The organism is Vibrio fortis (assembly GCF_024347475.1).
GTDB classification, from domain to species: Bacteria; Pseudomonadota; Gammaproteobacteria; order Enterobacterales; family Vibrionaceae; genus Vibrio; species Vibrio fortis.
Window position 1 is genome coordinate 2,453,769 of record NZ_AP025487.1, and the last position, 24,151, is coordinate 2,477,919.

Below are 24,151 nucleotides of genomic sequence, written 5' to 3' on the forward strand. Positions count from 1 at the left end.
ATGCGAGTTAAGTACAGCTGGGCTTTGGTATTACTACTTTCTGGTTGCCAATTAACTCAGCCAGATAATCAAGACCAAGCTTCCGAGCAAACCAACACTCCCCCTGCTAAAGAGATTTCTCAATCGGAAGTTTCCGTATCAAAAGCAGAGCAAGAACAACCAAAAGTTGAAGCACCTGTCGTTACTCCACAAACACAACAAGATGTTTGGAAACGCATTGCGATGCAGCTTGAAATGGATATCCCCAATCACAAAAAAGTCGATTACTATCGTACTTGGTATCTGAAGCACCCCAACCATTTAAAGACAGTGTCTCAACGCGCGGAACCTTTCCTGTATTTGATCACCGAAAAGATCGAAGAGAAAGGCCTACCACTTGAGCTAGCACTACTGCCGGTCGTTGAAAGCTCATTTGATGCGTTTGCCTATTCTCATGGTAGCGCGGCAGGTCTGTGGCAGTTTATTCCGGGTACTGGAAAATACTATGGCCTAGAGCAGAACTTCTGGTACGACGGCCGTCGTGATGTTGCAGCATCAACTGATGCCGCCCTTGAGTACCTAGAATCACTGAACAAGCGCTTTGATGGTGATTGGAACCATGCTATTGCGGCTTATAACAGTGGTGGTGGCCGTGTAAACAGCGCGATCCGTAAGAACAAAAAGTTAGGTAAACCAATCGACTTCTTCTCTCTCGATCTACCGAAAGAGACCAGCGGCTATGTACCAAAACTTCTGGCTCTAGCGGATGTCATCGCCAACCAAGAAAAGTACGGCATTGACATTCCACCTATTGCCAACAAACCTGTTCTTAAACTGGTTAACCCTCAAGAACAGCTGGATCTAGCGATTGCGGCTAATTACGCGGGTATCCCAGTAAAAGAACTACAGAGCTATAACCCAGCTTACAACCAGTGGGCTACTGCACCAGAAAAACACCAGCAACTCCTGCTCCCAATCAATTCTGTTGATCAATTCAATAAAGAAGTGGCAGCGAATAAAGGGAAAGGCATGAAGCTGGTTCGCTATAAAGTGAAATCTGGCGATAGCATCAGTGTACTTGCACAACGCTACAACACCACCAGCAAGGTGATTCGTAGTGCAAATGGCATGACCAATAACAATATTCGCGTTGGTCAGCACCTGCTTATTCCATCATCAACCAAAGATGACAAAGTGTATGCCCTAAGTGCCTCTAACCGCTTAGCCAGCACGCAGTCAAAAAGTCGTGGCCAATACAAGCTAACTCACACAGTAAAAAGTGGTGATAGCCTATGGACGATTGCACGAGCCAATAAAGTCTCTCATCAATCTCTTGCTAAATGGAACGGCATGGGACCTCGAGATACACTACGCATTGGTCAAAACCTCGTCATCTGGAAGAACAGTTCTGATGGTGCGATCATTCGAACTGTCTACTACAGCGTAAAATCTGGCGACACAGTCAGCGGTATTGCATCAAAGTTCAAAGTAAAAACTTCGGATGTTGTAAAATGGAACACTTTGCAAAACAAGAAGTACTTACAGCCAGGTCAAAAGATCAAACTGTATGTTGATGTAACTAAGGTAAGTGTATGAACCCGTCAAGTAACCCACTCGTAATGCTGTTGGATATTTTCCGTTCTCCAACTGCGTGTTTCCTAGCGCTGTATCAGCGAGGAGCCTGGGGGTGGCAACCCTACGTTGTCTTAATGCTCAGCCCATTTCTATTTTGGGGTGCCTATTTTTCTAACGTAGATTTCACCTGGTTAAGTGCAGAGTTAACTCGCCAACTAGCACAAACCAACCCAGATCAATTAGAGTTACTTGATAGCAATACACTGCTTGCCAGTGAAATCATCAGCGATGTCTTTGGTCGTACGCTAACTATTGCAATGCTCGCTTTCTGGTTCAACCTAGCGACGAAACCAAGCCAGCATCAACATGGTTACTGGAAGTGGTTTGCCGCTGCCTCAGTCATAACTTTCCCTGCGGTTCTGGGTGATATTGCCAGCTACGCTAGTTTGCTACTGAAACATGGTCAGGTCATGAACTACGCCGCTGATCTGAACAGCATTAATGGCCTTATTAAGCTGCCACTAACTAATGATTGGTCACAGTTTGCTAGCTCATTCCCACTACTACTGCCTTGGTACATCGTGCTCGGTTACGCAGCAGTGCTTACTTGGACTGAATTTGAACGTGGTCAAGCCCTAGTAATCTCGGCGCTGCCTTGGGTTGGCTACTACCTAATTTGGGCACTGTACATTCTGGTGTCTTAATCCCGCTTAATTACTGAACATCAAACGTAACCTGCATAGGGTTATGATCTGAAGCGTCCGATTCGGGCGCTTTTGCTTTTCTAACGGTCAGGCCGCGATAGAAGATATGATCCAGAACTAACCCAGTCACAAACTGAGTGCGATGATCTGGCGAAAATGCCACTTCGGCTAAGCCCACTTCATTCAAGGCCTTCTGCAGTGCATCAAAGCGGGCTTCACTCCAACTATTAAAGTCTCCTGCAAAGATAATTGGACCACGATACTCTCTTAGTGTTGATGTCAATGCCGACAACTGTTGTACGTAGTCTTCTGTACCGAGAGTAAAGTTAACCGCGTGGATGTTCACAACAGCAAGCTGCTCACCATTACTTAGTTGATAACGCGACCACAACGCCGATTTCGGTAGCTGCAACCAGGGTTCTTCATGAGTGTAAGCACAAGCCTCAATAGGAAGATGAGATGCAAGGTTTAACACCCCTGCACTTTGATTGAACGCCTCAAAGGCATTGACGCGATTGCTTCCCCATAAGCCACTAGTGATCCAAGATTGCATCTCTTCACTCATACTTGCTTCTTGCAGCAGCACTAACTGACTCTCATTAGTCAATGCATTGAGGGCTGAGCGCCAATTATCTCGATTCTGTTTATAGATATTCCACACCGTCACATTCAAACCATTGGAAACATCGATCGCTTGCGGTAATGGGTTTTGATAACAACTGTAAACATCATTGCTAATCGTTGGAGAGTGAGTGACAAGGTTGGGCTGAGCGGGGATCTTGAAAATCAGTTTAAAGCTTGCGAACACCAGCGCAGAGCCAACAACGAAACCAAACAGTATTTTCTTCAACATAAACCGTGCCCTAGAAATGAAAAAGGAGCGATAATCGCTCCTTTTAGGGTAAATGTTTTTTTAAACGGCGTCTTCGTCTTCTTCGCCCGTGCGGATACGAACCACACGCTCAACGTCAGTAATGAATATCTTACCATCGCCGATCTTACCCGTTTGCGCTGTTTCAATGATGGTATCAACACATTGATCCGCCACTTCGTCAGTCACAACGATCTCTAGTTTTACTTTTGGAAGAAAATCAACCATGTACTCTGCACCACGGTAAAGTTCAGTGTGGCCTTTTTGACGTCCGAAGCCTTTCACTTCAGATACTGTCATGCCTGTAATACCCACTTCAGCCAGTGCTTCGCGTACATCATCAAGTTTGAATGGCTTGATAATGGCTTCAATTTTTTTCATGTTCATCCCTTAAACTCTACGAATAGCCCATTATCGAATAGCTATCATAAACATTCAATGAAAAAAGCCAGCGCTAACAAGCACTGGCTTAGAAATCACATTCACATGTAAAACTATTTTAGGCTTGCATAGTAAGCAGCAAGATTGGCAATGTCAGCATCACTTAACATTGACGCTTGAGCCTGCATCACAGCAGCAAGGCCGCCATTACGCTGTTTAGTTTTGTATGCGTTAATCGATGTTACGAGGTATTGCTCGTTTTGACCTTTTAGATTTGGGTAACCTGGGATCACGGCGATACCGTCAGCGCCATGACAAGCTGCGCACACTGCGGCTTTCGCTTGACCCGCTGCCACATCACCCGCTAGAGCATTGCCACTTAATAGTCCCAGTCCAAGGACAAATCCTACTGCTATCTTTTTCATTGCTTATTCCATTGATTATTATTGATATAAGTGCGTCCAAATTGTGCCACAAAGTTGTTTTACTTGCTCCAGACGGCTTCACAATCTTGGCCTTGATAACGCTTATCTACAAAAAGCCCCATCACTGCCACTACGTTCTCGCCATCCATGAGGATCGGAGTCCTACGACGCAACCAACTCGGTATCTTGTATTCTTGGAATAACTTTTTCATTTTCCGGCTATGCCCACGCCCCACAGGATGAGCGACTAGGCCTTCTGGGTTAAATATCACTTTTAATGGATTAGTAGTATTAGATAGAGATAGTTTTAGTGAGTCTTCACTACCTTTCGAGACCACACCACTACTAGCTCGCAGTGAGAGGAAACCTAGTTGGTCAGGCAATTCCAGAGACTGCCCCAATTGTATCTCAGCTTGCCAAGCTTCTAGTGATGGTTGGGATTCGACAATAAACAGTCTGTTATCAAAGCGACGCACTTCTGCATCACCCAGCACTAACACTGGGTTCGCATCTTGCTGCGCACAAGCCACTTCACTCCACAACAACGCCAACTGTTTCTGACTCGGCATAGTTAGGCCACTTTTCGACAACCACATTCTCAATAACCGTGCGCGCATTAAGCTCGAGCAATCCAATACGCTTTCAATCTTCAAGCTGTTATGCAAACCAAGGGCTTGATCTAATTTAGGGGCAATCAGCTCATCTAGCAGTAACTCTTGCTCAGCGCACAATTGAGCGCTGCGAGCCACTGATTCCGGGAAAGAAGGCCAGCGTTCCACCAGCTTAGGTGTGACTTCATGGCGAATAAAATTTCGGTCGAAGCGCTGGTCTTGATTACTTTCATCTTCAACCCATGTCAGTCCGTTGTGTTTGGCATACGCTTCAATCTCTTGTCGAGAAGAGCCAATTAAGGGACGTATCAACGTCGCCTCGCCAATAGACATAACTTTTGCCATGGATGACAAACCTTTCGGGCCACTGCCTCGTTTCAAGGCGAGAAGAAACGTCTCTAGTTGATCGTCCTGATGTTGACCTGTAAGTAATACATTACCTTTGTGTAGGTGTGTTTTCAGCGCTCCATAACGAGCATCTCGAGCTAGCTTTTCTAGACTTTCACTGCCAGAAGTATCTAAAGAAACTCGCTCGACATAGAGTGTTACACCTAACTCCAAACACCACTGATGGCATTGCTCAGCCCAATCATCGGCATTACTACTCAAGCCGTGATGAACATGGACAGCAATACAATCAACACCTTGCTCTCTACTATAACGAGCAGCCAATTCCAGTAACACACGTGAATCAACTCCACCACTGAATGCGATAACAATTCGGTTTATAGAAGATAAGTGAGACTCAAGAGCGGATGAGAACGCCTGATATAGATGGGACATTAGAATTTTGGCAGTTAAGAGTAATGTAACAATAATAAAAAAGGGTTGGCACTGAGTCCAACCCTTTCACTATCTCTTATCACGTCTAAATAAGTGTGATAACTAAACAGTCATCGCCTAATTAGCAGTAACCGTAGCTCATTAGACGCTGGTAACGACGCTCTAGTAGTGTGTCGTTGTCAAACTGCTCTAGCTCTTCTAGTTGTTTAACTAGCGTTGCTTTCATGTTCTCAGCCATTTGGATTGGATCACGGTGAGCACCACCTAGTGGCTCAGGGATGATCTCATCAATCAGCTCAAGCTCTTTTAGACGAGGTGCAATTAGGCCCATCGCTTCTGCAGCTTGTGGTGCTTTGTCTGAATCGCGCCATAGGATTGACGCACAGCCCTCTGGAGAGATAACTGAGTATGTTGAGTATTGAAGCATGTTCACGTAGTCACCAACACCAATCGCGAGTGCACCACCAGAACCGCCTTCACCAACAACGTTACAGATAACAGGAACTGTTAGACCTGCCATTACTTTAAGGTTTTTCGCGATCGCTTCAGATTGACCACGCTCTTCTGCACCAACACCTGGGTATGCACCTGCAGTATCGATGAAAGTAATGATTGGCATGTTGAAACGCTCAGCCGTTTCCATTAGGCGAAGCGCCTTACGATAACCTTCTGGCTTTGGCATACCAAAGTTACGGATTACTTTCTCTTTAGTCTCACGACCTTTTTGGTGACCAATAACCATAACTGGACGACCATTTAGACGAGCCATACCACCAACGATCGCTTTGTCGTCAGCGTAAGCACGGTCACCCGCTAGCTCTTCAAATTCAGTGAACACGTTCTCTAGGTAGTCTAGCGTGTAAGGACGCTGTGGGTGACGAGCAAGTTGAGCCACTTGCCATGCACCTAAGTCACTAAAGATTTTCTGTTTAAGCTCTAAGCTTTTTTTCTCTAGTTGTTCAATTTCTTTGTCTAGATCTACCGCAGCATCACCACCGTGACGAGAAACGTCACGTAGCGCTTCAATTTTTGCTTCAAGTTCAGCGATAGGCTTTTCAAATTCTAGAAAGTTCAGGCTCATCTATGAATCCTTGTTGACTCAGCTCCCATTAGCAAGAGCTGAATTTTAGTTAAATTCGAGTTCTACTTGGCTATTTCCAAGTAGCTGTTTTAATTCATCTAGTAATGTATCACTTGGCGTCACGCGCCATTCTGTGCCCAATGTTAACCGCGCTCTAGCGTCGGCACGCTGGTAGTATACATTGACTGGGACCGTTCCGGCTCTATATGGTTCTAAGATTTGGCTAAAACGCTCAAAAAATTGACCATTAATTTGTGATTGATCGATAGAAATCGATAATCCACGAGCATATTTTTCTCGGGCGCTTCCTAAGTCCATGACCTCGCGCGCGGACATTTTAAGCCCACCATTGAAGTCATCAAAGCTGACCTGTCCAGAAACGACCACAATTTTGTCTTTTTCGAGCAATTCTGCGTAGCGTTCGAGCGCATCTGAGAACAACATCACTTCCATTCGACCCGAACGGTCATCAAGTGTCATCAAACCGATTCGCGTACCACGCTTCGTGGTCATCACTCGAGCTGCAATCACTAAGCCTGCAATCGTTAATGACTGATCACGACGCGTAGGTGTGGCATCTTTCAAACGACAGCTGGTGTATTTCGCGAGCTCTTTAATGTAGGCATTAACAGGGTGTCCTGTTAGATACAAACCTAAAGTTTCTCTTTCACCCTCTAGCCATACCTTCTCAGGCCACTTAGGCACCTGAGTATATTTCTGTTCAACCTCTTCCGGCGCATCGGTCAGCACACCAAACATATCCGATTGACCGAACGACTCTGCATGGTGGTGTTGGCTCGCCGCTTTCACCGCATCGTTAAGCGAGGCCATCATTGCCGCACGGTGTGGACCCAAGCGATCAAGTGCACCCGACATAATGAGCTTTTCAATAACACGCTTATTGACCTTCTTGAGGTCGATACGAGCACAGAAATCAAACAGGTCTTTAAAATACCCGCCCTTATTTCTGGCTTCGATGATCGCCTCAATCGGACCTTCACCGACCCCTTTAATGGCACCGATGCCATAAACGATAGCGCCATCTTCATCCACATTAAAGCGGTATAGACCTGAGTTGATGTCTGGTGGCAATAGCTTCAGCTTCATACGGAAACACTCATCCACAAGGCCGATGACCTTCTCAGTGTTATCCATATCCGCCGTCATTACCGCAGCCATAAATTCAGCAGGATAGTGCGTTTTCAGCCAAAGGGTTTGGTAAGAAACCAAAGCGTAGGCAGCAGAGTGAGATTTGTTAAAGCCGTAGCCTGCAAACTTCTCTACCAAGTCGAAGATTTTCATGGCCAATTCGCCATCAACCCCGTTGGCTTCAGCACCCTCTTTAAAGGTACCACGCTGCTTCGCCATCTCTTCTGGCTTTTTCTTACCCATCGCACGACGCAACATATCCGCGCCACCTAGAGTATAACCAGCTAGGATTTGGGCAATCTGCATTACCTGCTCTTGATACAAGATAATGCCATAGGTTGGCTCAAGCGTTTCTTTTAACGATTCATGTTGCCATGTTTCATCTGGGTATGAGATGGCTTCTCGGCCGTGTTTACGGTCGATAAAGTTATCTACCATGCCCGATTGCAGTGGGCCCGGACGGAACAGGGCTACCAATGCGATAATATCTTCAAAACAGTCAGGTTGGAGACGTTTGATCAGATCTTTCATACCACGCGATTCCAGCTGGAATACCGCGGTGGTTTCTGAATTTTGCAATAAATTGAACGACGCTTGGTCATCTAACGGAATCGATTCGATACGAACGGGATCTTTGCCTTCACGCTCTAATCTTGGGTTCACTAGCCCTAGTGCCCAGTCGATAATAGTCAGCGTACGCAGACCTAAGAAGTCAAACTTAACTAGACCAGCGGTTTCTACGTCGTTCTTATCAAACTGAGTTACTGGGAAGTTACCCTCGGCATCTGCATAGATCGGTGCAAAATCAGTAATCGTCGTTGGAGAGATTACAACACCACCCGCGTGTTTACCGGCATTACGAGTACAGCCTTCGAGGATACGACACTTATCAATCAGCTCACGAACTTCCTCATCCCCATCATACAACTCTGGCAATGCGGGTTCTGCTTTAAAGGCTTTCTCTAGGGTCATACCTGGGTCAGGCGGAACTAACTTAGAGATACGGTCAACGAAGCCAAACGGGTGACCTAGTACACGCCCTACGTCTCGAATTACCGCTTTCGCCGCCATTGTACCAAAGGTGATGATCTGAGATACCGCATCACGGCCATACATTTCCGCAACGTGATCAATAACTTGGTCACGTTTATCCATACAGAAATCGATATCGAAATCGGGCATGGAGACACGCTCTGGATTCAAGAAACGTTCGAAAAGTAGATCGTATTCGAGTGGATCAAGGTCAGTGATATCCAGTGCGTACGCCACCAATGAACCCGCACCCGAACCACGCCCAGGACCTACCGGAACATCATTATCTTTAGACCACTGGATGAACTCCATTACGATCAAGAAGTAACCTGGGAACCCCATGTTATTGATTACTTCAAGTTCGATTTTTAAACGGTCGTCATACTCAGGTCTGCGCTCAGCACGTACCTGTTCATCAGGGAAAAGGAATGCAAGACGACGCTCAAGACCCTCTTCAGACTTTTTGATCAGGAAGTCTTCAATCGCCAGACCTTCAGTTGGGAAGTTTGGCAGGAAATATTCCCCTAAACGAACCGTTACATTACAACGTTTAGCGATTTCCACACTATTTTCCAGCGCTTCTGGAATGTCTGAGAACAACTCACACATCTCTTCTTCACTACGAAGGTACTGCTGCTCGCTGTAGTTCTTTGGACGTCGCGGATCTTCTAGTGTGTAGCCATCGTGAATCGCAACTCGAATCTCATGCGCTTCAAAGAGGTCTTCTGAGATAAAGACCACTTCGTTAGTCGCCACAACTGGAAGTTCTGCACGCTCGGCTAACTCCAAAGCAAAGTGCAAGTAAGACTCTTCATCAGGGCGACCAGTACGAACCAGTTCAAGATAGAAACGATCGGCAAAGTGTTCTTTGTAGAAAGCAACACTGCTATCAACAAGAGCTTGATTGCCCTTTAGTAGTGCTTTACCAATCTCGCCATCTTTCGCACCGGATAAAATGATCAAGCCTTCCGCATTCTCAATCAGCCACTCTTTATCAATCACTGGGTGGTGTTGAACGTGACCACGTAGGTAGGCTTTCGATATCAACAGAGTGAGATTGTTGTAACCCTTGTTATCGGTTGCGAGCACAGTCAAACGAGTGAGTTCTTCGCCAAACTCGGGAGATTGCATCAGGAAGTCTGCACCAATAATAGGCTTTACACCACAGCCATGGGCCGTGCCATAAAACTTCACCAGACCACACAGGTTGGTAAAGTCGGTAAGCGCCATCGCAGGCATGCCCATCTCAGCGACTTTTTTCACCAACGGCGGTACTTTGGAGAGTCCATCGACCATGGAAAAGTCACTATGAACACGAAGGTGGACGAATTTAGGATCTGACATTCTTCTTCCTGATATCTAGGCTAGGCCTAGGGGTAACAACTTTTTTAATTCTATGAGTTTCTGCTAGCTAACGCGACTATTAATCAAGCCCTAAAATGCGTTTAACAGGTTTGAAACTCTTACGGTAGTGCTCAGTAACACCATGTTTTTCAATGGCTTCAAAGTGCGCTTTGGTTGGGTAACCTTTGTGTTTGGCGAATCCAAATTCAGGATGCAGCTTATCGAGCTCTTCCATCTCTTGATCTCTCACCACCTTAGCAATGATCGAAGCTGCACTGATTTCGGCAACGCGCAAATCACCTTTCACAACAGCTTGGCCAGCCATTGGTAAATCAGGTACTCGATTTCCATCTATCAGCGCCATATCAGGTTGTACGCTTAAGCCAGCAATAGCACGCTGCATAGCAACCATCGTCGCTTGAAGAATATTTAACTCATCAATTTCCTGAGGGGAGCAACGTCCTACCGACCAAGCCAGTGCTTTTTCTTTAATCTCTGGCAGCAAAGCAAGGCGTTTCTTTTCTGATAGCTTCTTGGAATCATTGAGCCCTTCAATGGGATTATTAGGGTCGAGAATCACCGCAGCTGTTACTACATCACCAACCAAAGGTCCGCGCCCCACCTCATCAACCCCAGCAAATAATTGGTAGCCTGCTGGATACTCAAAAGGAGGAAGTTCTTTTTTATCTTTTACAGCCATAGTGTTCTCTTGGGCATTTAATATTGGTTATTGTTCTTGCGTTGGCCAGCCAATCAGCTTCAATACTTGGTGTGCGGCTTGTTTATCTGCATCTTTGCGGATCCAATGGTGCATCTCGGTAAAGCGCTCGATTAAAACAGAATTGTCACGAGAGAGCATGGCATCGACCGACGGGAACAGAAAATCAGGGTCACACTCTTCCAAAATGTGCTCTTTAACGATCTCCTCGCCAGCAAGAATGTTAGGCAACGACACAAACTCGGTAATCGCTAGCTTTTTAACAATGTAACCCGTGAGTTTATTAACTTTATAGCCGACGACCATAGGACGTTTTAGAAGCATACATTCCAGTGCAACCGTACCTGAAGCGAGCAACACAGAGTCAGCGGCAGTTATCACATTACGCGCAGTATCTTGCACAATCACAAAATCCAGCTCTGGTGCTGTCGCTTTCCAGATCTCGGTAAATTGTTGTTTGCGAGTCTCATTAACCGCTGCGACAACAAAGCCGATATCTGGGTACTTCTTATGGATGCGCTGGCAAGTCTCAATAAATGGTTGAGCAATCAACTTCATTTCACCGCCACGGCTACCAGGAAGCACCGCTAACCATTGTTTGTCTTGCTCTAAACCGAGAAGTTCACGCGCCTCTGCCTGATTGGGCTCTAGTGGAATCGCATCAGCTAACGTGTGTCCAACAAACTCACATGCGACGTTATATTTATCATAAAACGCTTTTTCAAATGGAAGAAAAGCCAGTACTAGATCTGTCGCTTTATCTATCTTGAAGATACGTTTCGGGCGCCAAGCCCACACTGAAGGACTGACATAGTGAACCGTTTTGATGCCGGCATTCTTCAGGTCGAGCTCTAGACGTAAGTTGAAATCGGGGGCGTCAATGCCAATAAATACGTCAGGTGGATTGTTTGTGAAGTACTTTACTAACTCTGCTTTAACCTTCAGCAATCGAGGTAGTCTTCCAAGAACTTCCACCAACCCCATAACCGCAAGCTCTTCCATTTCAAACAGAGATTCGCAGCCCAGAGCCTTCATTTTTGGACCGCCAATACCAACGAACTCCGCATTAGGATATTGAGCTTGAATCGCTTTAATGAAGCCCTCACCAAGCGTATCACCAGAGAGTTCCCCAACGACAATACCAACGCGTAGCGGTCTTTCTGAAGGTGTTTGGGTATGGTTTGATTGCATCGTTTCTACTGACATAAACCTTTCCTGATTCCTTACGGCTTAAAACAAAAAAGATCGCTAATTTGAGAGCGATCTTTTTGTTAATGGGTTAATGAAACTATGAATAAACACATCAGCAACATTCACCCTGTCATTTTACTATCGGATAATTCCACGCTCAGAGCTTTCAAGCATCTCAAGCATTGGGTTAATCGATGGGAATTCAGTCGCCATCTCTACCAATGTTTCTTTTGCTTCGTCTAGCGTTTTACCTGAACGGTAGATTTCTTTGTACGCTTTTTGTAGTGCACGAATCTCAGACTTCTCGAAACCATTGCGCTTCAGGCCAACAAGGTTCAAACCAAACGGTGCAGCATGGTTGCCTTGTGCAAGAACATATGGAAGCACATCTTGTACTACCGCTGAACAACCACCAATGTATGCGTAAGCGCCAATTGAACAGAATGGGTGAATCGCAGATAGCGCCATAACACCAGCGTAGTCACCAACAGTAACATGGCCACCTAGAATGGCGTTGTTACCGATGTGAGTGTGATTTCCAACAATGACGTCGTGCGCTACGTGAGCGTTTACACACAGTAGATTGTCATCACCAATCACGGTCGTTGCTTTATCTTGAACCGTACCACGGTGGATTTGAACCGCTTCACGAATAACGTTGCGATCACCAATAACTACAGTCGTGTCTTCACCACCGTACTTCTTATCTTGATTCTCTTCACCAATCACAGCATGCGGGAAGATTCGGTTATCTTTACCGATTGTCGTGTGACCTTTGATCACAACGTGCGACATAACTTCAGTGCCTTCACCAATCGTTACGTTGCCAGAAATGTAAGTGAATGGGCCCACAGATACATTTGCACCAATGGTCACCTCACCTTCTATTACCGCTGCTGGGTGAATGTTTGCTGTTTCATGGATCATATTAAAACTCTCTACGAGCACATTTTAGTTCAGCTGAACATACTACTTCACCGTCCACTTTTGCTACACCATTGAATGATGCGATGCCACGGCGCTCTTTAAGGAATTCCACTTCAATAACAAGCTGATCACCAGGTACTACTGGCTTGCGGAACTTCGCTTTATCAACACTTGCAAAGTAGTACAGCTCATTCTCTGATGGCGCACCAAACGATTTAAATGCAAGCAGACCTGTTGCTTGAGCCATTGCTTCAAGAATCAACACACCTGGGAATACCGGAAGTTGTGGAAAGTGGCCAGTAAACTGAGGCTCGTTCACAGAGACATTCTTAATCGCTGTCAGTGTTTTCTCTTCTTCAAAGTGAGTCACACGGTCGATCATTAGGAATGGGTAGCGATGAGGTAGTAGTTCCTGAATTTCAGTAATGTTCATCGTTTTCTGTTCAGTAGTCAAAGTCGTATTCCTATTTGTATTCTTTAGTCAATTAAAGGGATTATAAACGAAAAAGACCCGCATGACGCGAGCCTTTTAATTAGAAATGCTGGAATTATGATTCCGAGCCCTTCTCGATAAGTTTTTCAACAGTTTTCAGACGCTTGTTCATCTCATCAATGCGATGTACGCGCGTTGCCGTTTTACGCCACTCTTTATTTGGCTGTAAAGGAATACCTGAAGAGTACATACCTTTCTCAGTGATGCTACGCATAACCATACCCATTCCGGTAATCGTTACACCATCTGCGATCTCAATATGGCCATTGATCACGCTACCACCACCAATAATACAGTATTTACCTATCGTTGTGCTGCCAGCAATGATAGTACCACCCGCTAGAGCTGAACCATATCCGATGTGAACGTTATGAGCGATTTGCATCTGGTTATCAAGGATGACGTTATCTTCAATAACAGTGTCATCAAGAGCTCCGCGGTCAATCGTCGTACACGCGCCGATTTCAACACGGTTACCAATTCGAACCGTACCGACTTGAGGAATCTTGATCCATTCACCTCTTTCATTCGCGTAACCAAAGCCGTCAGAGCCAATCACAGTGCTTGATTGAACCAAACACGCTTCGCCTAGTACAACTTCATGATAAATACTTACATTCGCCCACAGTTTAGTGCCTAAGCCAATCTTCGCATTTTTACCAATGAAACAACCCGCGCCAATTACCACGTTATCGCCTAGCTCAACGCCAGATTCAATCACAGCATTCGCGCCAATCGATACGTTCTTACCTAAGACAGCGGACTCAGCAATCACTGCAGAATCTGCGATAGCCGAAGCCGGTTCAGGAGTAGTATCAAGAGCTTGTGCCACCTTAGCAAACGCAACGTAAGGGTCATCGACTACGATAACGTGAGTCGTACACAGCTCGCGTTCACTCTCTTTTACCATCACAGCAGACGCTTTACATTCAGCTAAGTGCTTGCTGTATTTTGCATTTGAAAGGAAGGTTACATCCCCTTCTTGTGCCTTATCCATTGGAGCCACGGCAGAGACAACAATATTGCCTTCACCATGTAACTCACCCCCGGTAATTTCTGCCAATTCGGCTAAAGTCAGATTCTTCATAGAGCTTATTTCAGTGATTTGATTACTTTCTCAGAGATATTGTATTCAGGTTTTGCGTATTGAAGCGTAGAGATGTCTACGATCATGTCGTAGCCTTCTTTCTCAGCTACTTTTTCTACCGCTTCTTGAATCACTTTGAATAGCTTCTGTTTCTCTTGAGCTTCACGACGCTGGCTCGCTTTCTCAAGAGCTTGTGCTTTGATCTTGTACTTGCTGTCTAGTTGACCAACTTCAATACGTAGTTTTTCAACTTCTTCTGGACCAAGAAGCTCGCCATCACGCTTTAGCTTTTCAATCTTAGTTTGAGCTTCCGCTTGAATGCTTTGCAGTTCAGCCGCCTTGTCTTTGAACTCTTCCTGCATTTTTTGAAGAACAACTTCACGCTGAGGTAGAGCCTGGAATACTTGTGCAGTGTTCACGTAGCCAATTTTCTGTGCCGCTTCTGCCGCCGTTGCAAAGAAAGAAGAGCTAAGAACGATAAGGCCTAGACCTGCTGCTTTCATCATTTTTTTCAAAATATTGTCCTTTAAGTATTAGAAAGTTCTACCAATGGTGAATGTGAAGAACTCTTCATCATCACCTTCGTAAATTTTAATTGGTTTCGCTAGAGAGAAAACCAGTGGTCCCATTGGCGACATCCACTGTAGGGCTGCACCGTATGAAGAACGATAGTTCGTTGGATCTGAGTAATCATAATAGTATTTAGAGCCACTATCAGGAGCTCCCCTATCGACAAACTCGGTATCCCATACACTTGCCATATCAAAGAACACACTGGTTCGGATCTGACTGCGTGCTTCGTCTGAAGCAAATGGTGTAGGTACGATCAACTCCAAACTCGCTAATGCTACAGCATTACCACCAACCGAATCATCGGTTGCACTAGTATATTTAGGATTATTAAATGGGCTCTCGGAGTAAACAGCTTTAGGACCTGCTGAGTTAGACCCAAAGCCACGTAGTGTGGTGAAACCACCTGCATAATAGTTCTCGTAGAATGGGAACAAGTTATCATTACCATCCGTCTGACCATAACCATTACCATAGCCTAAACGGCCACGCATCAATAGCGTAAACTCATGCTTTTTGGTCAGTGGGATGTAATGTTTTACATCATACTGCGCTTTGAAATACTTAACATCTGAACCTGGTACCGTCATTTTGTAGAAAGCACGTTGGTGGTTACCCGCCGTCGGGAAAAAACCACGGTTCAAGTTATTACGCGTCCACGAGATATTAATGTCGAAGTCATCCGTTAGGATGTTTTCGTCACCATACTGATTGATACTTTTGGCAAATTGCTCGACTTGAACATAACCAGGAACGTTACCAATCTTGTTGTGAGTATAGCCGACACCAAACTCGATACGATTCAACTCATCCACAGGAAAACCCCATGTCAGACTGGTTCCATAGCTTTCATTAGTATAGTCAACAATACCTGCTTCCGATGCTTCGAACTCGTTGTAGAAGATCTTGCCACCTAAACTCACACCATCTAGATTCCAGTATGGGTCACGATAGTCCAAGCTCACATTCTTTTGATAGTCGTTCATCATAGCGCTTACGCCAACACGATTACCAGAACCTGCAAAGTTATCTTGCTGAAGGCCAACTTGGAAACTTACACCCGACTCAGTACCGTAGCCGACACCAAAGTTGATGCTGCCCGAGTTCGCTTCTTTCACGTTGTAAACCAAATCTACTTGGTCTTCCGTGCCTGGTACACGTACCGTCTGAACATCAACCGTTTCGAAGAAGCCCAAACGATTCAAGCGACTCTTACCCGTGTCGATGGACTTAGAGTTGAGCCAGCTGCCTTCCATTTGACGCATTTCACGGCGTAGTACTTCGTCTTTGGTTGAGTTGTTACCCGTAAAACGGATATCGCGTACGTAGATTCGACTCCCCGCTTCAACGTTAATCACCAAAGAAACTTCTTGAGTCTCATCGTCGAATTCAGGAATCGTGCGTACTTGTGGGTAGGCATAGCCAGATTCACCCAAGATACGCTTAACGTTCTCTTCTAGAGAGGTAACCGCAGAACCGTTATAAGTATCGCCCTCTTCAAACGGCACTAACGCTTCAAAGTCAGCCTCACGACCAATAAGCTCACCACGGAACTTAACGTCTTTCACCTTATAAGGCAGGCCCTCATCAAGGCCAAGCGTGATGTACACACCTTTCTTATCTGGTGAGATAGATACTTGAGTAGAATCAACTTGGAACTTTAAGTAACCACGGTCAAGGTAATATGATTTCAGAGCTTCAATATCACCCGCAAGCACTTGCTTCTGATACTTTTCGTCTGCTAAGAAGTTCCACCATGCAACATCAACATTTAGATTAAAGCGACTCAGTAACTCTTCATCACTGTAGACTTCATTACCGATAAAGTTGATCTGCTGAATCTTCGCTGACACACCTTCAGTAAAGACAAACTTAAGGTCTGAACGGTTACGAGGAAGTGGAGTAACGACAGCTTTTACTGTTGCGTTGTATTTACCCACGCTGTAGTAAAAGTCTTCTAAGCCTTTTTCAATGTTGCTTAGCGTCGTGCGGTCAAGAGCTTCACCTTCACGCACACCAGATGCATCTAGGTTCTGTTGAAGCTGCTCTTCTTTAATCGCTTTGTTGCCAGAAAAAGAGATACTAGCGATTGTTGGACGCTCTTTCACTTGAACAATCAATACACCTTCATCACGTAATACTTTTACGTTCTCAAAGTTGCCTGATGCGTAAAGCGCACGAATGATCTCAGATACATCGCTTTCATCTACTTGGTCGCCAATACGTACTGGCATTTTCAAGAGAGCAGCACCTAATGCTACGCGCTGTAAACCTTCAATCTTAATATCTTGAACTACGAAGTTTTCTGCTCCATTCGCAGCCACGCTTGTGGCCAATAGACTTGCGAACAGAATTTGCTTAATCGCCATACTTATTCTAATTATTCCTTGCTACTACCAAAGCCTGTGACGAACCATTCACAGACGAGTAAAGTCGTTAAATATTGCTAGAGCCATCAGTGAGAAGATAATCGCACTGCCCACTCGGTAACCCATTTCTTGTACCTTTTCGGGTACAGGTTTACGAGTAATGGCCTCAATAGCGAAAAAGAGCAAATGACCACCATCTAACATAGGCAGTGGTACTAAATTTATAATGCCTAAGTTCACACTAATAAGAGCTAAGAAACCTAAAAAGTAAACCAAGCCATAATCTGCTGTGGTGCCGGCACCTTTAGCAATCGAGATTGGGCCACTTAGATTGTTCAACCCTACATCACCCACGATAAGCTTCTTAAGCATCGTCAGTGTGAGGTCAATGATCTGACCTGTTTTATCAATCGCCTTTCCTACAGCTTCAAATACACCAAATTGAAGTTCAAAGCGATAGTCTTCCGGCCATTCTGCGACTTCTGGAGCAATACCAGCATAACCAATTGAACTACCGTCCGATAGCTCACGAGATTTTGGTGTTAATGTCAGCTCAGTTTGGTAACCATTGCGGTCAACAGCAACACTCAATGCTTGATCCGGGTTTGAGCGAATAGCTTCAACCACCATCGGCCAATCACGAATCTCTACACCATCAATACTGACAATGTGATCACCGACTTCAAAGCCTGCTGAATAAGCAGCGCCGTCTTCCATAACCTGAGCAAGCGTTGTTGAGATCTCAGGAGAAAATGGCTTGAAACCTAAAGTCGACATGGCCGATTCGGTTTCAGGGTCAAAAGACCATTGAGTCAGATCGAGAGTCAACTTCTGTTCTAGACCAATGTTGTCTTGAGAAGTTACAGTCACCGTCATGCTGTCATCACCAATATGTGAGATCAGACCGATGTTCACAGATTCCCAATCAGCGGTTTTGATTCCTGAAATAGATTTAAGTTCCATTCCAGATTCAATTCCTGCTTGAGCAGCAATAGATTGCGGAGCAACCTCACCAATTACAGGCTTTACGGCAGGCACACCAATCAAAAAGACTAACCAATACGCAAAGATGGCGAACAAGAAGTTAAACGCTGGACCAGCACCCACAATCGCCGTTCGCTTCCACAAAGGTTTCTTATCAAAAGCATATTGTTGCTGCTCTTCGGTGACGTCATCGACTCGACCGTCAAGCATTTTAACGTAGCCACCAAGAGGGATTATCGACAAACTATACTCAGTACCGTCTTTGCCGACTTTGCTCCAGATTGATTTACCAAAACCAATCGAAAACTTTTCAACTTTTACGCCGCAACGACGAGCGACCCAAAAGTGGCCAAACTCATGAACTGCGACCAGTATCCCTAACGCAACGATGAAGGATACGAAGTTCCATAAAATTCCACTCATAACAACTGCTCTTCAATAAACTGAACGGCAAGGTTTCGTGACATAGTATCTAGCTCTAACAAGCTTTCCAAGCTATCTAGACTTTCAGACGTATGTTGTTCACAGACTTTGTTCATAACGTGTTCGTTAATTAAGGCAATGTCTGTGAATTTCACTTTTTCATTTAAGAATGCGTCTACTGCGACTTCGTTGGCTGCATTAATCGCCGTTGTCGCATGTTGTCCAAGGTAACAAGCTTCGATAGCCAGTTTTAAACATGGATAGCGTGCATAATCGGGTTCTAGGAAAGTCAGTTCACCCACTTTGGTGAAATCAAGGGGCTTAACACCCGCCTCGATACGTTCAGGGTAAGACATCGTCAATGCAATAGGTGTTGCCATATCAGGCTCGCCCATTTGCGCCAACACAGAACCGTCTTTGTATTGAACCATAGAGTGAATCACAGACTGCGGATGAATGATCACCTTAAGTTGATCTTGAGATGCATTGAACAGCCATTTAGCTTCAATATATTCAAGACCTTTATTCATCATGGTCGCAGAATCGACAGAGATCTTAGGCCCCATAGACCAGTTAGGGTGTGCAATCGCTTTTTGTGGGGTAACCGACGCCAGTTCAGCCACATCTGTGTAACGGAATGGGCCGCCTGAGCCAGTTAAAAGGATATGGTTAATGCCATTCGCTTCTAAATCACAGCGACCCAAATTAGTTTGTACGTTTTGAGGCAAACATTGGAAGATAGCGTTATGTTCACTATCGACAGGGAGCAACTCAGCACCATATTTCTCAACGGCATCGATAAACAACTGACCTGACATCACCAAGGCTTCTTTGTTAGCAAGTAAAATACGCTTACCCGCCTTCACTGCAGACATAGTCGGTAACAAGCCTGCAGCACCTACGATAGCGGCCATCACTGTATCAACACTGTCTAAAGCCGCAACCTGGCACAAACCATCATTACCACTTAAAACCACCGTCGAGACAGAGTCATTTTGAAGCTGACGCTCTAGCTCTGCAGCGGCTTGAGAACACGCCATAGCAACATACTCTGGCTGCCATTTGTTCACTAGTGCCCGCATTTTTTCTACATTAGAACCCGCCGCTAGTGCCACAATATTGTATTGAGTAGGGTTCTGTTCAACGACTCTTAAGGTGCTTGCACCGATTGAGCCTGTTGCGCCAAGGATAGTTAGATTTCGCATCTCATTTAGACCGTAGGAATAAAACAAAGGGCAGATAGCTCTGCCCTTATAATTTAGAATGCTAAGTAAAGCAGAGCAAAGACAGGGAAGGCAGCGGTTAAACTGTCAATTCGGTCCAGTATTCCACCATGACCCGGAATTAGGTTACTGCTGTCTTTAATACCAGAAACTCGCTTGAACATACTTTCAACGAGGTCACCCAGGACAGAGATCACCACAGTGATTAAGGTGATCGCTATCATTTGGATCGGGCTAGTAAATTGAATATCAAATAGCCCCGCAAAAATCCAAGCGACAATCAGCGCTGTGATGATACCGCCAATCAAACCTTCAATGGTTTTGTTTGGACTAACCGCAGGTGCCATTTTACGTTTACCAAAACTCTTTCCAGCAAAGTAAGCACCGCTATCCGCCGCCCATACAAGTAAGCAGACAAACATAACCAGCTTAGCTCCATGGTACGGGTCTTGATCGATACCATTAGCTCTCAGAATCACTACACTCCAAAAAAACGGGAGTAGTGTTAAAATACCGAAACAATGTCTCAGTAGAGTAGAACCTTGCCATGCTGAGGTCGATTTAGGATAGGTCACCGCTAAACCACTCGCGATAACCCACCATAGAGAGCCAATCGCTAACACTGCAAAGTGCGCGCTTGATAGGTGGTTTAAGCTAAACGCATCAAATGGGATTAACGCCAAGCTTGCGACACTAATGGCCACAGTTGGTACAAGAGCCAAGTAACGTGACTTGCTCTCTACAAACTGAGTCCACTCCCAGTAACCTAAAAGGGTAATCACAAACAGTGATAAAATGAAGGTTGCTAGTGATAACTCGAAAATGCCAAGAATAACCAGAGGAGCCAAGATCAGCGCAGTTATAATTCGTTGTTTCAAACTAAAAAATCCTTATTAGCTGTCCATCATTGCTTTGATTTGCTCACCAGTACAGCCAAATCGACGCTCTCGATTGACAAACCATGTTACCGCTTCAACCAAGCTATCTTCGTTAAAGTCAGGCCAGTACTGTTCTGTGAAATACATTTCTGCATAGGCAAGCTGCCATAGCATAAAGTTACTAATACGGCACTCACCACTGGTGCGAATAAGCAGATCCACTTCTGGAATATCAGACATAGTGAGGTGTGAAGTAATCAACGGCTCATCGATATCATCAATGCTAAGATCGCCCTCTTTCACTTGGGTTGCAATCGACTTAACCGCTTGTTGAATATCCCATTTACCGCCGTAGTTAGCCGCAATGTTAACAACCATGCCTGTGTTGTTACTGGTTAAAGCTTCCGCTTCTGCAATTTTCTTTTGTAGTCGCTCGTTGAAACGACTTTTGTCACCAATAACACGCAACTGTAGATTATTCTTATGCAGCTTTTTAACCTCGCTAGCGAGTACAGTAATAAAAAGCTCCATAAGGACACCCACTTCTTCCTCTGGTCGACGCCAGTTTTCACTACTGAAAGCAAACAACGTCACGGCTTTAATACCGAGTCTTGCAGAAGATGAGATGGTTTTACGAACCGCCTGAACGCCATTTTTATGGCCAAATACGCGAGGTTTACCCTGAGCCTTAGCCCAGCGGCCATTACCATCCATGATGATAGCAATGTGCTTTGGGAGAGAGTCTGTGAACGCTTGAGAATTATGCATAAAAGAGTGAATCAAATTCTAATAGTCGGATAGAGTAGCATAAAAAAACGCTGAACGGTGAGAACAGCGTTTTTCCAACAGAGAAGAATATGGAAAATTAAACTTCCATCAACTCTTTTTCTTTAGTTGCTAGAACTTCGTCTACGTTCTTAACCGCAGCGTCAGTTAGCTTTTGAATTTCGTCTTGTGCTTTGCGATCTTCGTCTTCAGAGATTTCTTTATCTTTAAGAAGTGCTTTTAGGTCGCTGTTTGCGTCACGACGGATGTTACGGATAGCAACACGGCCACCTTCAGCTTCGCCACGAACGATTTTAACTAGGTCTTTACGACGCTCTTCCGTTAGCGGTGGAAGTGGAACACGGATAACCGTACCCGCAGACATAGGGTTTAGGCCTAGGTCAGAAGTCATGATCGCTTTTTCAACTAGCGGCGTTAGTGTTTTATCAAACACTGTGATTGCTAGAGTACGCGCGTCTTCAGCAATAACGTTAGCAACTTGAGTTAGAGGCGTTGGTGCACCGTAGTACTCTACAGAGATGCCAGATAGTAGGCTTGGGTGCGCACGACCTGTACGGATTTTTTGCAGGCTATTTCTTAGTGCTTCAACACTTTTTTCCATGCGCTCTTGAGCGTCTTTTTTGATTTCGTTAATCACAATTTCACCTTGATTATGTTCTTTCTTCAAGAAAGCTTTTAGGAGTGATGAAAATAAACTCGCCAAGGCAATACCTTGGCGAGAGGGTCATTATTCAGTTTCGCTGATTAATGTACCTTCAGTCTCACCCATAACCACGCGACGTAGTGCGCCTGGCTTGTTCATGTTAAATACGCGGATTGGCATTTTGTGATCACGTGCTAGCGTAAATGCAGCCAAGTCCATTACTTTTAGCTCTTTCTCAAGAACTGTGTTGTAAGACAAAGTATCATACAGCTCTGCGTCTGGGTTGGCTACTGGGTCAGCCGTAAATACACCATCTACTTTTGTTGCTTTTAGAACAACGTCAGCTTCAATCTCGATACCGCGTAGACATGCAGCAGAATCTGTAGTGAAGAACGGGTTACCTGTACCAGCAGAGAAGATAACAACACGACCTTGACGAAGTTGAGAAATCGCATCAGCCCAGTTGTAGTCGTCACACACGCCCTTCAGAGGGATAGCAGACATTACACGTGCATTAACGTAAGCGCGGTGCAGAGCATCACGCATAGCTAGGCCGTTCATTACTGTTGCTAGCATACCCATGTGGTCGCCTACAACGCGGTTCATGCCTGCTTCAGCAAGACCTGCACCGCGGAAAAGGTTACCACCACCGATTACAACACCTACTTGAACACCTAGTTCAACCAATTCTTTTACTTCTTGAGCCATACGATCAAGGATCGTTGGGTCAATACCAAAACCTTCTTCGCCTTGTAGCGCTTCACCGCTAAGTTTTAACAGAATACGTTGATACGCTGGTTTAGGGTTCGTAGTCATGGAGTTTACCTTCCAAAGAGTTGATGATTAACAGTCATGAATAGACAAAAAGTCTCACGACATGTGTCGAGATTCTTATCCATTCATCACGGCTAATTTTCCATGCGCTATTCATAAAAAGACCGTAGCATGGGCCACGGTCTTTTTTCGAACAATACGCTAAGGATTAACCTTTTTGTACCGCTGCAACTTCTTCAGCGAAGCTCATTTCAGCAGCTTTCTCGATACCTTCACCAACTTCTAGACGTACGAAGTTAGATACTGCAGCGCCTTTTTCTTTAAGGATTTCGCCAACAGTTTTCTTAGGTTCCATGATGAAAGCTTGACCTGTTAGAGAGATTTCGCCCGTGAATTTCTTCATACGGCCGATAACCATTTTCTCAGCGATCTCTTGAGGCTTGCCTTCGTTCATAGCGATTTCAACTTGAACAGCTTTCTCTTTAGCTACTACGTCTGCAGGTACGTCTTCTGGGTTAACGAACTCAGGACGAGATGCAGCAACGTGCATTGCAACGTGCTTAAGAGTTTCAGCTTCGCCTTCACCAGCAACAACAACACCGATTTTCTCACCGTGACGGTAAGAAGCTAGTGCAGCACCTTCAACGTAAGATACGCGACGGATGTTGATGTTTTCGCCGATTTTTGCAACTAGAGCAACGCGAGTTTCTTCGAACTGTGCTTGTAGCTCTTCAACAGAAGCTTTAGAAGCTACTGCTGCAGCTGCAACTTCTTCTGCAAACGCAGTGAAGCTAGCATCTTTTGCTACGAAGTCAGTTTGACAGTTAACTTCAAGAAGAGCAGCTACGCCGTTCTCTTCTTTGATGATGATTGCGCCTTCAGCAGCAACGTTACCAGCTTTCTTAGCTGCTTTCGCTGCGCCAGATTTACGCATGTTTTCAATTGCTAGTTCGATGTCAGCGTTTGCTTCTACAAGCGCTTTCTTACATTCCATCATGCCAGCGCCAGTGCGCTCGCGAAGTTCTTTAACTAGAGCAGCAGTTACAGTTGCCATTCTCTATTCCTCGGTTGATTCGAAAATAAGGTAAAAATCAGGGGCCAAAATGAGGCCCCCGATCTAACTATAACTTAGCTTACATTTAATATAGAT

Annotated in this window: 22 protein-coding genes; 2 read left to right on the forward strand and 20 right to left on the reverse strand. The window is 45.0% G+C overall.

Annotated features, from left to right (window positions below):
* Both OCV50_RS10660 and OCV50_RS10665 read left to right on the forward strand, forming a co-directional pair.
* Positions 1 to 1,575, forward strand: coding sequence for a LysM peptidoglycan-binding domain-containing protein (locus OCV50_RS10660; protein WP_261903022.1), 1,575 nt, complete (start codon positions 1 to 3; stop codon positions 1,573 to 1,575).
* Complete coding sequence (locus tag OCV50_RS10665; protein ID WP_239841027.1) at positions 1,572 to 2,258, forward strand: YIP1 family protein; 687 nt, start codon at positions 1,572 to 1,574, stop codon at positions 2,256 to 2,258. The genes OCV50_RS10660 and OCV50_RS10665 overlap by 4 nt, the downstream gene beginning before the upstream one ends.
* Before the next feature lie 10 nt (positions 2,259 to 2,268).
* Here the strand turns inward: OCV50_RS10665 and OCV50_RS10670 are convergent, their stop codons facing one another.
* From OCV50_RS10670 to tsf, 20 genes are all read right to left on the reverse strand, one after another.
* Positions 2,269 to 3,111 carry an endonuclease/exonuclease/phosphatase family protein gene (locus tag OCV50_RS10670; RefSeq protein ID WP_261903023.1) on the reverse strand — a complete coding sequence of 281 codons (843 nt, stop codon included), beginning with the start codon at positions 3,109 to 3,111 and terminating at the stop codon, positions 2,269 to 2,271.
* Between the two features lie 60 nt (positions 3,112 to 3,171).
* The gene (glnB, locus tag OCV50_RS10675) at positions 3,172 to 3,510 is read right to left on the reverse strand and encodes a nitrogen regulatory protein P-II (protein ID WP_004738609.1); all 339 of its coding nucleotides are present in this window, start codon (positions 3,508 to 3,510) and stop codon (positions 3,172 to 3,174) included.
* Between the two features lie 113 nt (positions 3,511 to 3,623).
* Positions 3,624 to 3,935: a c-type cytochrome gene (locus OCV50_RS10680; protein ID WP_239841029.1), complete on the reverse strand. Its 312-nt coding sequence runs from the start codon at positions 3,933 to 3,935 to the stop codon at positions 3,624 to 3,626.
* A 59-nt stretch (positions 3,936 to 3,994) separates the two neighbouring features.
* Positions 3,995 to 5,329, reverse strand: coding sequence for a tRNA lysidine(34) synthetase TilS (gene tilS, locus OCV50_RS10685; RefSeq protein ID WP_261903024.1), 1,335 nt, complete (start codon positions 5,327 to 5,329; stop codon positions 3,995 to 3,997).
* A 121-nt stretch (positions 5,330 to 5,450) separates the two neighbouring features.
* Positions 5,451 to 6,410: an acetyl-CoA carboxylase carboxyl transferase subunit alpha gene (gene accA, locus OCV50_RS10690; RefSeq protein ID WP_032551713.1), complete on the reverse strand. Its 960-nt coding sequence runs from the start codon at positions 6,408 to 6,410 to the stop codon at positions 5,451 to 5,453.
* Positions 6,411 to 6,455: 45 nt separating this feature from the next.
* Positions 6,456 to 9,935 carry a DNA polymerase III subunit alpha gene (gene dnaE, locus OCV50_RS10695; RefSeq protein ID WP_261903025.1) on the reverse strand — a complete coding sequence of 1,160 codons (3,480 nt, stop codon included), beginning with the start codon at positions 9,933 to 9,935 and terminating at the stop codon, positions 6,456 to 6,458.
* A gap of 79 nt (positions 9,936 to 10,014) precedes the next feature.
* On the reverse strand, positions 10,015 to 10,635 hold the full coding sequence (rnhB, locus tag OCV50_RS10700; protein WP_150869122.1) for a ribonuclease HII: 621 nt from the start codon (positions 10,633 to 10,635) through the stop codon (positions 10,015 to 10,017).
* Between the two features lie 27 nt (positions 10,636 to 10,662).
* Positions 10,663 to 11,859, reverse strand: a complete 1,197-nt coding sequence (gene lpxB, locus OCV50_RS10705) for a lipid-A-disaccharide synthase (protein ID WP_261903026.1) — start codon at positions 11,857 to 11,859, stop codon at positions 10,663 to 10,665.
* A 123-nt stretch (positions 11,860 to 11,982) separates the two neighbouring features.
* A complete protein-coding gene (gene lpxA, locus OCV50_RS10710; RefSeq protein ID WP_261903027.1) occupies positions 11,983 to 12,771 on the reverse strand; it encodes an acyl-ACP--UDP-N-acetylglucosamine O-acyltransferase in 789 nt (262 codons plus the stop codon).
* 1 nt (position 12,772) lies between these two features.
* Positions 12,773 to 13,225, reverse strand: coding sequence for a 3-hydroxyacyl-ACP dehydratase FabZ (gene fabZ, locus OCV50_RS10715; protein ID WP_032551709.1), 453 nt, complete (start codon positions 13,223 to 13,225; stop codon positions 12,773 to 12,775).
* 94 nt (positions 13,226 to 13,319) lie between these two features.
* Entirely contained in the window at positions 13,320 to 14,351 is a 1,032-nt protein-coding gene (gene lpxD, locus OCV50_RS10720) for a UDP-3-O-(3-hydroxymyristoyl)glucosamine N-acyltransferase (protein ID WP_261903028.1), read from the reverse strand.
* Between the two features lie 5 nt (positions 14,352 to 14,356).
* Entirely contained in the window at positions 14,357 to 14,857 is a 501-nt protein-coding gene (locus OCV50_RS10725) for an OmpH family outer membrane protein (protein ID WP_032551707.1), read from the reverse strand.
* Between the two features lie 27 nt (positions 14,858 to 14,884).
* The gene (gene bamA, locus OCV50_RS10730; RefSeq protein WP_261903029.1) at positions 14,885 to 17,290 is read right to left on the reverse strand and encodes an outer membrane protein assembly factor BamA; all 2,406 of its coding nucleotides are present in this window, start codon (positions 17,288 to 17,290) and stop codon (positions 14,885 to 14,887) included.
* Between the two features lie 48 nt (positions 17,291 to 17,338).
* A complete protein-coding gene (gene rseP, locus OCV50_RS10735) occupies positions 17,339 to 18,697 on the reverse strand; it encodes a sigma E protease regulator RseP (RefSeq protein ID WP_261903030.1) in 1,359 nt (452 codons plus the stop codon).
* Positions 18,694 to 19,902, reverse strand: a complete 1,209-nt coding sequence (gene ispC, locus OCV50_RS10740; protein WP_261903031.1) for a 1-deoxy-D-xylulose-5-phosphate reductoisomerase — start codon at positions 19,900 to 19,902, stop codon at positions 18,694 to 18,696. The genes rseP and ispC overlap by 4 nt, the downstream gene beginning before the upstream one ends.
* A 53-nt stretch (positions 19,903 to 19,955) precedes the next feature.
* Positions 19,956 to 20,798, reverse strand: a complete 843-nt coding sequence (locus OCV50_RS10745) for a phosphatidate cytidylyltransferase (protein ID WP_261903032.1) — start codon at positions 20,796 to 20,798, stop codon at positions 19,956 to 19,958.
* Between the two features lie 15 nt (positions 20,799 to 20,813).
* Positions 20,814 to 21,566, reverse strand: coding sequence for an isoprenyl transferase (locus tag OCV50_RS10750; protein WP_261903033.1), 753 nt, complete (start codon positions 21,564 to 21,566; stop codon positions 20,814 to 20,816).
* A 97-nt stretch (positions 21,567 to 21,663) separates the two neighbouring features.
* Complete coding sequence (frr, locus tag OCV50_RS10755; protein ID WP_032551765.1) at positions 21,664 to 22,221, reverse strand: ribosome recycling factor; 558 nt, start codon at positions 22,219 to 22,221, stop codon at positions 21,664 to 21,666.
* Between the two features lie 90 nt (positions 22,222 to 22,311).
* Positions 22,312 to 23,043 carry a UMP kinase gene (gene pyrH / locus OCV50_RS10760; RefSeq protein ID WP_032551701.1) on the reverse strand — a complete coding sequence of 244 codons (732 nt, stop codon included), beginning with the start codon at positions 23,041 to 23,043 and terminating at the stop codon, positions 22,312 to 22,314.
* Between the two features lie 166 nt (positions 23,044 to 23,209).
* Positions 23,210 to 24,055, reverse strand: a complete 846-nt coding sequence (gene tsf, locus OCV50_RS10765; RefSeq protein ID WP_261903034.1) for a translation elongation factor Ts — start codon at positions 24,053 to 24,055, stop codon at positions 23,210 to 23,212.
* Positions 24,056 to 24,151 lie beyond the last annotated feature (96 nt).